Below are 11,851 nucleotides of genomic sequence, written 5' to 3'. Positions count from 1 at the left end.
GCGCTGTGTGGAGTGGCATTATAGGGATAGTTCATAGTGAGTCAACGCTTTTTAAAACTTAAATGGCTGTTCGTCGTAAAATTAGTCAGAGAGCCGTATTTGTGTACATTGGCGTTGAAATCGTAAGCATTTTGGCGTGAGAGTGCCGGGGCAGGCGATGTTATTGCGTTGAGGAATCGAAGTAGGGTGATAGAATATTGCCCACTTTTAATATGAGCTTGCGTCGGTATTCACTGACAGCCGTTGAGTAATAAGGCCGTAATCCCAATGAAAATCAAAACCCGTTTCGCTCCCAGTCCTACTGGCTATTTGCACGTAGGCGGCGCCCGTACCGCACTCTATTCATGGCTGTTCGCCCGTCATCAGGATGGCGAATTCGTATTACGTATAGAAGATACCGATCTGGAGCGTTCAACCCAACAGGCGATCGATGCCATCATGGATGGTATGAACTGGCTGGGTCTGGACTGGGATGAAGGCCCGTATTACCAGACTAAACGTTTTGATCGCTACAATGCGGTTGTTGATCAAATGCTGGAAAACGGGACTGCATATAAATGTTATTGCTCCAAAGAGCGTCTCGAATCGCTGCGCGAGCAGCAAATGGCCAATGGTGAAAAGCCCCGTTATGACGGTTGCTGCCGTGATTCCCACGCACACCATGCCGATGATGAGCCGCACGTGGTGCGTTTTCGTAATCCGCAGGAAGGTTCCGTCATCTTTGATGACAACATTCGTGGCCCCATCGAATTCAGCAACCAAGAGTTGGATGACCTGATTATTCGCCGCACTGACGGTTCGCCGACCTATAACTTCTGCGTTGTGATCGACGACTGGGATATGGAAATCACCCATGTTATTCGTGGGGAAGATCATATCAACAACACGCCTCGTCAGATCAATATTCTGAAAGCGTTGGGCGCGCCAGTCCCTGAATATGCGCATGTCTCCATGATTTTGGGTGATGATGGTAAAAAGCTGTCTAAACGTCATGGCGCTGTAGGCGTGATGCAATACCGCGACGACGGCTTCCTGCCGGAAGCATTGTTGAACTATCTGGTCCGTCTGGGTTGGGCGCATGGCGATCAGGAAGTTTTCTCTATAGAAGAAATGAAACAGTTGTTCACACTGGACGCCGTCAGCAAGTCGGCTAGTGCGTTCAATACTGAAAAGCTGCTGTGGCTGAATCACCATTACATTAATCACTTGCCGGCCGAGTATGTTGCGACGCAGCTGTCCTGGCATATCGAGCAAGCAGGCATTGATACCCGTCATGGTCCCCAACTGAGTGAATTGGTCAAACTGTTGGGTGAGCGTTGCAAAACCCTGAAAGAAATGGCGGCCTCCTGTCGTTACTTCTATGAAGAGTTCGATGCATTTGATGCCGATGCTGCGAAAAAGCATTTGCGCCCGGTTGCTCGTCAACCGCTGGAACGGGTTCGCGCTAAGCTGGCGGCCATTACTGAGTGGACGCCGGAAAATATTCATCATGCTATCCAAAGCACGGCCGATGAGCTGCAGCAGGGGATGGGCAAAGTGGGTATGCCGCTGCGTGTTGCGGTTACGGGGGCGGGTCAGTCGCCAGGTGTTGATGTCACCGTCCATGGCGTAGGTCAAAAACGTGCGCTGGCTCGTATCGATCGCGCGCTGTCATTTATTGCTGAACGCGAAGCGCAGCAATAATAAAAGATAGAAAACATACAATGATCAAAACCCCGCGGGCCGACGCTGCGCGGGGTTTTTTTATGGGCTTAATGATACTGCTGGGGAGTTCATGTCTCGGTGATGCCATCATTCTGAGGTGGTTTTGCCCAAAATTAGCTCCATAGCTCAATGTACATCCCGCCGGGATCATTCCGATTCAAGGGGATGTGATGACCGTGTTCTGCTCACCTTGACGGCTTTTTCAGCGGTCGAGTGGGTAAATGGATTTAGCCGTTGACACTACCGATGGCGTTGCATATCATTCGGCCCGTTCACACAGATGTTGTGTCAGAACGGGGCTATAGCTCAGCTGGGAGAGCGCTTGCATGGCATGCAAGAGGTCAGCGGTTCGATCCCGCTTAGCTCCACCAAACGCCATGTTTGGGTGTGACTGAAACATATCTATCGTGTGGGGCTATAGCTCAGCTGGGAGAGCGCTTGCATGGCATGCAAGAGGTCAGCGGTTCGATCCCGCTTAGCTCCACCAATATTCCTTCCCATTTTTCTTCTAATTTATTCCCTTATTCTCAAAGCTTCACTTCTTTCTCACTATTTTCTAAGCTGCTGCTATTACCTCAACGAAATGCCCCCATTCGATTGAACGAAGGCCATCGGAAAAATCAGTTATCGTCAGGGAGATGCGGCAGCCAATCGATAGGTGGCAGTCCTTGCTGTTCGAGCAGGTGATTGGCCTGCGAAAAATGTCGGCATCCCATAAAGCCGCGGTGCGCTGAAAGCGGGGAGGGGTGAGGCGCTTTCAATACGTGGTGGCGTTGCTGGTCGATGATGTTGCCTTTTTTCTGCGCGTGAGATCCCCACAGCAAAAAAACGAGCCCTTCTCGATGTGAATTCAGCGCTGCTATCACTTTATCTGTAAACGTCTCCCACCCCAGATTGGCATGTGAGTGCGCTTTTCCGCCTTCCACCGTCAGCACCGTGTTAAGCAGCAGAACGCCTTGCTGAGCCCAGCTCTGCAAAAAACCGTGTCGTGGAATTTCAAAGCCGGGAATGTCGCTGGCCAGTTCTTTGTAAATGTTGGAGAGAGACGGCGGCGCGGGAACCCCTGGGCGAACCGAAAAAGAGAGGCCGTGCGCCTGATTCGGACCGTGATAAGGATCCTGACCGAGAATAACGACTTTCACATCATGAAATTCGGTATAGCGAAACGCGTTGAACACGTCTTGCTGAGGTGGGTAGATCACTTTTCCCGCTTCTCGTTCCTGCTGAACGAACTTCAGTGTGTCAATAAAGTAAGGTTGTTGTTTCTCCTGGGACAGTACGTCGTGCCAGGTCAGGGAAGTTGCCATCAATGCGCCCTTGTCCATTCGATCAATCGGGTTAGCTTACCGCTCTATCTCGAAGAGGTAAAACCATAACCTGACTATTCGCGGCGTAAGCGTCGTTTTGGCAAAAAAATTGAAAAAACATAGAATTTTTTGCAGTGAAGGAAAAATAGTAAAATTGATATAAAACAAAAGATTGATCTCGGGCGTGAAATTCATAAATGGTAGAAATTGATTTGAATCAATGATTGTGACATGCGCGACTGGTATACAGGTTAGCAGATTCAGTCGGGTTTACCCTGATGTTAAACAACAGGCAAATTTGTTACTGGATACGAGATTATCATTCAGACTTACACGCCGTGCTACGGAGGCAATCATGATTACAGGTATTCAAATCACCAAGGCAAACAACAGCGCATTGGTTAATTCTTTCTGGTTACTGGACGATGAGAAATCAGAGGCGCGTTGCGTTTGTACAAAAGCGGATTACAGCGAAGACCAAATCGTGCCGGTCAGCGATCTGGGTCAGTTCGAATATCGTGAAATTCCTTTGGAACTGAAACCGGAAGTGCGCGTTGAAGGAGGCCAGCACTTGAACGTGAACGTACTGCGCCGTGAAACGCTGGAAGATGCGGTTAAGAATCCGGAAAAATACCCGCAGCTGACTATTCGTGTATCTGGCTATGCCGTACGTTTTAACTCGCTGACGCCGGAACAGCAGCGCGATGTGATTACTCGTACCTTCACAGAAAGTCTGTAATCGCGAACGACATGATTCAAGACAGATGAATCGCATAGAAAAGGGAGCCATCGGCTCCCTTTTTTTACATTTGGGTCCGTTTCAGGCACAAAAACGCCCAATGATGTTCACTGGGCGCAGTAGGACCTACCGCTGATCTACGCTGCTGCGTTAAAAATCGGCCGCTACTTATTTTTTTTCAGCCGGTTTTTCTGTGCTAGTGCTTGGCTTACGACGTTTACCGATATTTTTGCTATCGCGGTGACGCACTTTAGCCTTGGTCTTCGGCTTCTCTTTTTGCTTTTTCTCTTCGCGCTTGGCCAAGACTTTTTTCGACGGCTTACCGGTTATTTTCGCACTCGGTGCGCGCGTTGATGGGCGCAGCTCATCGACCACTCTGGCTTTCATCTGCTCGTTCAAGTAGCGGCTGATTTTGCCCAGCAGCAGATGATCGTGCGCTTCGACCAGCGAGATGGCGCAGCCCTTGCGTCCCGCACGCCCGGTACGGCCAATGCGGTGCAGATAGGTGTCTGCGGTACGAGGCAGGTCGAAGTTGAATACATGGCTGACATCGTTGATGTCCAGTCCGCGGGCGGCGATGTCGGTTGCTACCAGCACATTGACTCGGCCATCGCTCAGGCGCTTGATCGCCTCGTTACGTTTAGCCTGCACCATCTCGCCTTCCAGATAGCAGGTCTCAATACCGGCTTCACGCAGCCATGCGACCATTTCATGAACGCGCTCACGCTTACGAACAAAAACGATGGAACGCGTCACGTCCGGCTGTTTCAGCAGATGACACAACAACGCGGTTTTATGCTGGAGATCGTCAGCACGGTAGTACCACTGCTGAATTTTTTTACGCTCGCGACGTGACGGATCGGCTTCAACTTCAACCGGTTCCTTCAACAGGCGTTCGGCGAAGTCCTTGATGGCATCGCCTTCCAACGTCGCGGAAAACAGCAACGTCTGTTTGCGCCAGCGAGTTTCCCCCGCGATATGCTCAATATCCTGAGCGAATCCCATGTCGAGCATGCGGTCGGCTTCATCCAGGATCAGCGTTTCCACCGCGCGGCAGTCAAAGTTTTCTTCTTTGATATATTGCAGCAAACGACCGGTCGTCGCGACGACGATATCCTGGTTCTCGCTGAACACTTCGGCGTGGTTCATATAGGCGACGCCACCGGTGATGGTAGCAATATCCAGATGCGTCTGGGCGGCCAGGATTTTAGCCTGTTCGGCGACTTGCATGGCCAATTCCCGTGTAGGCGTCAGAATCAGTATGCGCGGTGGCCCGGATTTTTTACGTGGGAAGTCGAGCAGATGCTGCAATGCCGGTAGCAGATAGGCGGCAGTTTTCCCGGTTCCTGTTGGTGCAGAGCCTAGAACGTCCCGTCCGTCCATTGCTGGAGGAATGGCGGCAGCCTGAATTGCCGTTGGGCGGGAGAACCCCATATCCTGCAGGGCGTTTAGCAGGCTTTCATCAAGATCAAACTCGGAAAAATTGGTCGCTGTCATTATCTACCTCTATTTGGGGCGCCGATTATAGACTCATTGGCCCGGTTGTTCATCTCTTTAAGCGATGCAGACGACTTTTACTGCGTCAGAGTTTCTCCTATGCTAGCGCGGTTTAACAGGAAAAGACGCAAAATGACTCAGCCTTTACCGACGCCGGCGGTACGTTCCGGCGGATTCACCTTTAAACAATTTTTCGTGGCGCACGATCGCTGCGCGATGAAAGTCGGGACGGACGGCATTCTGCTCGGCGCATGGGCGCCGTTGCCGAAAGAGGGGCGTTTATTGGATATCGGTTGCGGTTCTGGGGTAATCACGCTGATGCTGGCGCAGCGCGCGGAAGGGTGTCTGTCGGTGGACGGCGTAGAGTTGGACGCCGACGCGGGGCAGCAGGCGAGAGAAAATGCGGCTGCCTCGCCCTGGCGCGAGCAGGTGGCGGTTCACACGGCCGATATCGCCGACTTCGCAGAAAAAAACCGCCATCAATACGCGCTGATTGTCAGCAATCCTCCCTATTTCGTTCCGGGAGTGAGCTGCCGTTCAGAGTCGCGCGCTCAAGCCCGCTATACTACCTCCTTGACTCACCAACGATTATTGCGATGCGCTAGAGCGAAGTTAACGGACGAGGGGCTTTTTTGCGTGGTGTTGCCCTGCGATGTCGCGAAGGGGTTTGTGCCGCAGGCTGAAAAAGAAGGATGGTGCCTGTCACTACGGACGGATGTGCATGAATATGCGTCACGTCCCGCACATCGCACGTTGCTGGCGTTCTCGCTCCTGCCGGGGACCACTCAACGGTCTTCGCTGGTGATTCGAGATGAGGAGGGGCACTATTCCAATGCCTACCAAGCGCTGACGCGAGATTTTTATCTATCCATGTAATGCATGGAAAGACGGTGTTACATATGTGTAGCCCCCCGAACAGCGGGATTCGGCGCACGTGGAAGGTCGAAGTGTGGTACAACTAGCCACAAGAGTACAGGCGGGTCTGGTACTGAAAATGACACTAGCGATCTCACAAAGCAGATAAGACTTTTGAAACGGAACTTAATGATGTGTACGGACTCCAAGCGAGTGCTTGCTCAAAGATTTAGAACGTGGCTGGCATTACGTAACCTAGGCGTGGAGACAAATTTGAGGAGATATTACCTCGGATGAGCGAGCAGTTGACAGATCAGGTTCTGGTTGAACGGGTCCAGAAAGGCGATCGGAAATCGTTCAATTTACTGGTTGTTCGTTACCAGCACAAAGTAGCGAGCCTGGTATCTCGGTACGTCCCCCCGGGCGACGTACCGGACGTGGTCCAGGAATCATTTATCAAAGCCTATCGCGCACTCGAGTCTTTTCGCGGCGATAGTGCTTTTTATACGTGGCTGTACCGCATTGCGGTGAACACGGCGAAGAACTATCTGGTTGCACAGGGGCGGCGCCCTCCGTCAAGTGACGTAGACGCCAGCGACGCTGAGAATTATGAAAATGCCAGCGCGTTGAAAGAAATATCGAACCCTGAGAATTTAATGCTGTCTGATGAGTTGCGTAGGATAGTGTTCCGCACGATTGAGTCATTGCCGGAGGATTTACGACTGGCAATCACGCTTCGAGAACTGGATGGCCTGAGCTACGAAGAGATAGCCGATATCATGGGGTGTCCAGTGGGTACCGTGCGATCGCGTATTTTCCGTGCACGCGAAGCTATTGATAATAAAGTACAACCGCTTATTCAGCGTTAACTTGTTGTGAACGTTCATCGTGACCGATTTGACAAGGTAAGGGTGTAAGGTATGCAGAAAGAAAAACTTTCCGCTTTAATGGATGGCGAGGCTGTCGACAACGAACTGCTGAGCGCTTTGTCGAAAGACGAAACACTTCAGGAAAGCTGGCAGCGTTACCATGTAATACGCGACACAATGCGCAATGATGTGTGTGAACACGTGCTGCATGTAGACGTCGCAGCCCGCGTCGCGGCCGCATTAGAGCAGGAACCTGTTCTCTTCAACCCGCAGGCGGTGCCCGAATCCCAGCCACATCCCCGGACTTGGCAAAACCTGTCGTTCTGGAACAAGGTGCGTCCGCTGGCGGCTAATCTTACGCAAATCGGCGTCGCCGCCTGCGTTTCTCTGGCGGTCATCGTTGGTGTACAGCACTACCAGCAAGGCGGCGTAGCGACGGACGGTGCGGTCGAAGCCCCGGCATTCAGCACGCTCCCTGCTTTAGGTACCGCATCGCCGGTCAGCCTGAGCGTACCGGCCGAAACCAGCGTCAACACGGTGGGCCAGCGCCAGCAGCAGGCTCAGCACGAACGCATTAATGCGCTGTTACAGGACTATGAGCTACAGCGCCGCGTGCATTCTGACCAACTGCGTTTTGACCAACATGAAGAGCAACAGGCCGCGGTTCAGGTGCCTGGAACCCAATCATTAGGAATGCAGCCGCAGTAATGAAGCGCTTTTTGTTTATCACCGCGCTGCTTCTCGGCGGCGCAGGCTATCCCAACATCGCCCCGGCTCAGGACAACTCCGGGGCGATGTTGCAACAAATGAGCCGAGCCAGTCAGTCTCTGAGCTATGAAATCTATTACATCAACGTGTCCCGTCAGGGGATTGAGTCCTTTCGCTATCGTCACACGTTAGCGGGGAAGGAGACGTTGGCGCAGCTGCTCCATCTTGACGGCCCTCGTCGGGAAGTGGTTCAACGAGCTCGCAATATCAGCTACTTTGAAACCAATCTCGATCCTTTCACGCTCTCAGGCGACCATATGGTAGATGCGCTGCCAGCCTTGATCTATGCCAACTTCTCCCGGCTGTCTGCTTATTATGACTTCATTCCCACCGGGCGTATTCGCCTTGCCGATCGTCAGAGCGACGTTGTACGCATCGTCTCCCGGGACGGTACGCGCTTTAGCTATGTGATTTGCCTGGATGCGGCCACAAGACTGCCGCTGCGTGTCGACTTGCTGGATCAGAATGGCGAACTGCTGGAGCAGTATCGCGTCCTTTCCATGACGGTGGACGGCTCTGTGCAGTCAGAGATGAAAAGCCTCGATCGTATGAGCCTGCCGCCGCTCCTTAGCGTACCCACGGCGGCATCGGCCGATTTCGCGTGGTCGACGCAGTGGCTGCCGAACGGCGTAGAAGAGATCTCTCGCAGCCAGCGACCGCTTCCCAGCGGGGGCGTGCCGGTAGAGTCTCGGCTCTACAGCGACGGTATATTCAGCTTTTCGGTGAACGTTAGCCCGGTAGGCGACACGCACCCGGACCAGAACGCGTTGCTCGGACGGCGGATGATCCACTCCGTCGTGCGCGAAAAGCACGAAATTACCGTGATTGGCGAACTGCCGTTGGCTACGGCCAAGCGCATCGCCGACAGCGTGACCTTCAAGGCGCCCTGACCGAGTCCCGGAAAAGGGCCGCGACCTCCGATGAATGGTGCTAGGCGTCAGGTCGGATAATCCTCATCGCCGACAAGACGACCTTTATGCCGAGCGATGTCATCCGCATCCTTGTTTCCTGGTCGAAATAGCCTGAGAGCGATGAGGTGGCCCCCGTCTATTTCAGGCATCACCTCTCGGTTTTCGCATCGCATAGCGACTGACATTCTCTTGCAGGGCGAATAGGTGTGGTTACGTGATGATAAACAGTCTTAATAGACGGCCCATGACTAGGTTTTCCCCCGTATGGCATGTAGAATGCTGCGATTCGGGCCTATGACAACGGTCAGCGTTGTCGGCTAATGCGCATGCCGATCGGCAAGATTTCAGAAATACCAAGGTAGAAAAACTTTAATAATGAAGCATATACGAAATTTTTCCATCATTGCCCACATCGACCACGGTAAGTCGACGCTTTCTGACCGCATCATTCAAATTTGTGGTGGTTTAACCGAGCGTGAAATGGCGGCGCAGGTTCTGGATTCTATGGAACTCGAGCGCGAGCGCGGAATCACGATTAAAGCGCAGAGCGTGACGTTGGATTATAAAGCTCCCGACGGCGAGACCTACCAGCTCAACTTCATCGACACCCCGGGACACGTTGACTTCTCTTATGAAGTCTCCCGTTCGCTGGCGGCCTGCGAAGGCGCATTACTGGTGGTGGATGCGGGGCAGGGCGTTGAGGCGCAGACGCTGGCTAACTGTTATACGGCGATCGAAATGGACCTGGAAGTCGTGCCGGTCCTCAACAAAATTGACCTTCCAGCGGCCGATCCGGATCGTGTTGCACAGGAAATTGAAGATATCGTCGGGATCGATGCGACGGATGCCGTACGTTGCTCGGCGAAAACCGGCGTCGGCGTTCCGGAAATCCTCGAACGTCTGGTGCGAGATATCCCACCGCCGGTAGGTGACCCGGACGCGCCGCTGCAGGCGTTGATCATCGACTCCTGGTTCGATAACTATCTGGGCGTAGTGTCTCTGATTCGTATCAAAAACGGCTCCCTGCGCAAGGGCGATAAAATCAAGGTCATGAGCACCGGCCAGGTTTACAACGCCGAGCGTCTCGGCATCTTCACGCCGAAACGTGTAGATCGCGATACGCTCAACTGCGGCGAAGTGGGTTGGTTGGTCTGCGCCATCAAAGACATTCTGGGCGCGCCGGTCGGCGATACCCTGACGCTGGCACGCAAGCCGGCGGAAAATGCGCTGCCGGGCTTCAAAAAAGTAAAACCTCAGGTTTATGCGGGTCTGTTCCCCGTCAGCTCTGACGACTATGAGTCGTTCCGCGACGCGCTGGGCAAACTCAGCCTGAACGATGCTTCTCTGTTCTACGAGCCGGAAAGCTCTACGGCGCTGGGCTTCGGTTTCCGCTGCGGCTTCCTAGGCCTGCTGCACATGGAGATCATTCAGGAGCGTCTGGAGCGTGAATACGATCTGGACCTGATCACTACCGCCCCCACGGTGGTGTATGAAGTGGAAACCACGGGTGGTGAAGTCATCTACGTGGACAGCCCGTCCAAGTTGCCGGCGATTAACAATATCGCGGAGCTGCGTGAGCCTATCGCCGAATGTCACATGCTGATGCCGCAGGAGTTTCTGGGCAACGTCATCACGCTGTGCGTGGAAAAACGCGGCGTGCAGACCAACATGGTGTACCACGGCAACCAGGTGGCGTTGACGTATGACATTCCGATGGCGGAAGTGGTGCTGGACTTCTTCGACCGTCTGAAATCCACCTCTCGCGGATATGCATCGCTGGACTACAATTTCAAGCGGTTCCAGGCTTCCAATATGGTACGCGTCGACGTTTTGATTAACGGCGAACGAGTCGATGCCCTGGCGTTGATCACTCACCACGACAATGCGCCGTATCGCGGTCGCGATCTGGTGGAAAAAATGAAAGAGCTTATCCCGCGTCAGCAGTTTGATATTGCGATTCAGGCGGCGATCGGCAACCACATTATCGCGCGTTCTACCGTCAAGCAGCTGCGTAAGAACGTGCTGGCTAAATGTTATGGCGGCGATGTGAGCCGTAAGAAAAAGCTGCTGCAGAAACAGAAAGACGGTAAGAAACGAATGAAACAGGTCGGCAACGTTGAGCTGCCGCAGGAAGCGTTTTTGGCCATTCTGCACGTGGGCAAGGACAGTAAATAATTTCAGAGGAGTTGGCATGGCCAATATGTTTGCCTTGATTCTGACGCTCGCGACGCTGGTCACTGGCGTGGTGTGGTGTCTGGACCGTTTCAAGTGGGCGCCGGCGCGTCGCGCCAGACTGGCTCATTCAAGCCAGCCGGCGGACGGTACGGCCGGAGAGCAAACGCTCTCCAGCAGCATCAAACAGCCAGGCTGGATTGAAACTTGTGCCTCGGTGTTCCCCGTTCTGGCAGTGGTGCTGGTGGTGCGTTCGTTCATCTACGAGCCGTTTCAGATCCCGTCAGGTTCGATGATGCCCACGCTGCTGATCGGCGATTTTATTCTGGTGGAAAAATTTGCCTACGGCATCAAAGATCCCATTACCCAGACGACACTGATTAAAACCGGCCATCCAAACCGGGGCGACATTGCTGTTTTTAAATATCCGGAAAACCCGCGTCTGGACTACATCAAGCGCGTTGTGGGCTTGCCGGGCGATCGCGTAAGTTACGATCCTGTCGCCAAGCAGGTGACGATCCAGCCCGCGTGTTCACAGTCATCTGATTGCGATAAGGCGTTAGCCGTCACCTACAGCAACGTGCAGCCGAGCGACTTTGTCCAGACCTTCAATGGGATGGGCGGCGAAAGCAGCAACGGGTTCTATCAGGTCCCGACGGGGGAGCAGGCGAACGGTATCCGTCTGACAACGCGTAAAGAAACTTTGGGCGACGTCACGCACGACATTCTTACCGTGCCGATCGCGCAGGATCAGCTGAGCCTGTACTATCACCAGCCTCATCAGCCGTTGAGCACGTGGGTCGTGCCGGCAGGCAGCTATTTCATGATGGGCGATAACCGTGACAATAGCGCTGACAGCCGTTACTGGGGTTTTGTGCCGGAGAGAAATCTGGTCGGGAAAGCCACGGCAATCTGGATGAGCTTTGAAAAACAGGAAGGCCAATGGCCTACCGGCGTACGCCTGAGCCGGATTGGCGGTATTCACTAATACAACGTAATAAACACGCGATATCTTTGCGCCTTCCGTTG

The 11,851-nt window shown here is 53.4% G+C and carries 10 protein-coding genes and 2 tRNA genes; 10 read left to right on the top strand and 2 right to left on the bottom strand.

Annotation, left to right across the window (positions count from 1 at the left end; genetic code table 11):
• The first annotated feature begins 267 nt into the window (after positions 1 to 267).
• The 3 genes from gltX to AU511_RS13655 all read left to right on the top strand — a co-directional run bounded on the left by gltX (position 268) and on the right by AU511_RS13655 (position 2,191).
• Positions 268 to 1,683, top strand: a complete 1,416-nt coding sequence (gltX, locus tag AU511_RS13665) for a glutamate--tRNA ligase (RefSeq protein ID WP_094101907.1) — start codon at positions 268 to 270, stop codon at positions 1,681 to 1,683.
• A gap of 316 nt (positions 1,684 to 1,999) precedes the next feature.
• Positions 2,000 to 2,075 (top strand) — tRNA-Ala (locus AU511_RS13660).
• A gap of 40 nt (positions 2,076 to 2,115) precedes the next feature.
• Positions 2,116 to 2,191 (top strand) — tRNA-Ala (locus AU511_RS13655).
• 133 nt (positions 2,192 to 2,324) lie between these two features.
• Here the strand turns inward: AU511_RS13655 and ung are convergent.
• Positions 2,325 to 3,011: a uracil-DNA glycosylase gene (ung, locus tag AU511_RS13650; RefSeq protein ID WP_094110020.1), complete on the bottom strand. Its 687-nt coding sequence runs from the start codon at positions 3,009 to 3,011 to the stop codon at positions 2,325 to 2,327.
• Between the two features lie 355 nt (positions 3,012 to 3,366).
• On the opposite strand from ung, the gene grcA reads away from it, so the two are divergent.
• Positions 3,367 to 3,750, top strand: a complete 384-nt coding sequence (grcA, locus tag AU511_RS13645) for an autonomous glycyl radical cofactor GrcA (protein ID WP_094110019.1) — start codon at positions 3,367 to 3,369, stop codon at positions 3,748 to 3,750.
• A gap of 168 nt (positions 3,751 to 3,918) precedes the next feature.
• Here the strand turns inward: grcA and srmB are convergent, their stop codons facing one another.
• Positions 3,919 to 5,247: an ATP-dependent RNA helicase SrmB gene (gene srmB / locus AU511_RS13640; RefSeq protein ID WP_094110018.1), complete on the bottom strand. Its 1,329-nt coding sequence runs from the start codon at positions 5,245 to 5,247 to the stop codon at positions 3,919 to 3,921.
• Between the two features lie 132 nt (positions 5,248 to 5,379).
• Here srmB and trmN point away from each other — a divergent pair, with 132 nt between their 5' ends.
• From trmN to lepB, 6 genes are all read left to right on the top strand, one after another.
• Positions 5,380 to 6,123 (top strand): tRNA(1)(Val) (adenine(37)-N(6))-methyltransferase TrmN, encoded by a 744-nt coding sequence (gene trmN, locus AU511_RS13635; RefSeq protein ID WP_094110017.1) that lies wholly within the window; start codon positions 5,380 to 5,382, stop codon positions 6,121 to 6,123.
• Positions 6,124 to 6,395: 272 nt separating this feature from the next.
• Positions 6,396 to 6,971: an RNA polymerase sigma factor RpoE gene (gene rpoE / locus AU511_RS13630; RefSeq protein WP_026741430.1), complete on the top strand. Its 576-nt coding sequence runs from the start codon at positions 6,396 to 6,398 to the stop codon at positions 6,969 to 6,971.
• A gap of 51 nt (positions 6,972 to 7,022) precedes the next feature.
• Complete coding sequence (gene rseA / locus AU511_RS13625; protein ID WP_094101911.1) at positions 7,023 to 7,679, top strand: anti-sigma-E factor RseA; 657 nt, start codon at positions 7,023 to 7,025, stop codon at positions 7,677 to 7,679.
• Complete coding sequence (rseB, locus tag AU511_RS13620; protein ID WP_094110016.1) at positions 7,679 to 8,629, top strand: sigma-E factor regulatory protein RseB; 951 nt, start codon at positions 7,679 to 7,681, stop codon at positions 8,627 to 8,629. Before rseA ends, rseB begins: the two co-directional genes overlap by 1 nt.
• Before the next feature lie 396 nt (positions 8,630 to 9,025).
• Positions 9,026 to 10,825 carry a translation elongation factor 4 gene (gene lepA, locus AU511_RS13615; RefSeq protein ID WP_094101913.1) on the top strand — a complete coding sequence of 600 codons (1,800 nt, stop codon included), beginning with the start codon at positions 9,026 to 9,028 and terminating at the stop codon, positions 10,823 to 10,825.
• Between the two features lie 16 nt (positions 10,826 to 10,841).
• Positions 10,842 to 11,810 carry a signal peptidase I gene (gene lepB, locus AU511_RS13610; protein ID WP_094110015.1) on the top strand — a complete coding sequence of 323 codons (969 nt, stop codon included), beginning with the start codon at positions 10,842 to 10,844 and terminating at the stop codon, positions 11,808 to 11,810.
• Positions 11,811 to 11,851: the final 41 nt, after the last annotated feature.

Source organism: Lonsdalea iberica, assembly GCF_002111585.1.
Classification (GTDB): Bacteria; Pseudomonadota; Gammaproteobacteria; order Enterobacterales; family Enterobacteriaceae; genus Lonsdalea; species Lonsdalea iberica.
Note: the sequence above shows the minus strand (reverse complement) of the source record. Positions and strands in the feature narration are given on the sequence as shown.

Bases quoted from the DNA above. Each gene is read 5' to 3' on its own strand.
- grcA (WP_094110019.1), top strand. From the start codon at position 3,367: ATGATTACAGGTATTCAAATCACCAAGGCAAACAACAGCGCATTGGTT.
- rpoE (WP_026741430.1), top strand. From the start codon at position 6,396: ATGAGCGAGCAGTTGACAGATCAGGTTCTGGTTGAACGGGTCCAGAAA.
- rseA (WP_094101911.1), top strand. From the start codon at position 7,023: ATGCAGAAAGAAAAACTTTCCGCTTTAATGGATGGCGAGGCTGTCGAC.
- rseB (WP_094110016.1), top strand. From the start codon at position 7,679: ATGAAGCGCTTTTTGTTTATCACCGCGCTGCTTCTCGGCGGCGCAGGC.
- srmB (WP_094110018.1), bottom strand. From the start codon at position 5,247: ATGACAGCGACCAATTTTTCCGAGTTTGATCTTGATGAAAGCCTGCTA.
- gltX (WP_094101907.1), top strand. From the start codon at position 268: ATGAAAATCAAAACCCGTTTCGCTCCCAGTCCTACTGGCTATTTGCAC.
- trmN (WP_094110017.1), top strand. From the start codon at position 5,380: ATGACTCAGCCTTTACCGACGCCGGCGGTACGTTCCGGCGGATTCACC.
- lepB (WP_094110015.1), top strand. From the start codon at position 10,842: ATGGCCAATATGTTTGCCTTGATTCTGACGCTCGCGACGCTGGTCACT.
- ung (WP_094110020.1), bottom strand. From the start codon at position 3,011: ATGGCAACTTCCCTGACCTGGCACGACGTACTGTCCCAGGAGAAACAA.
- lepA (WP_094101913.1), top strand. From the start codon at position 9,026: ATGAAGCATATACGAAATTTTTCCATCATTGCCCACATCGACCACGGT.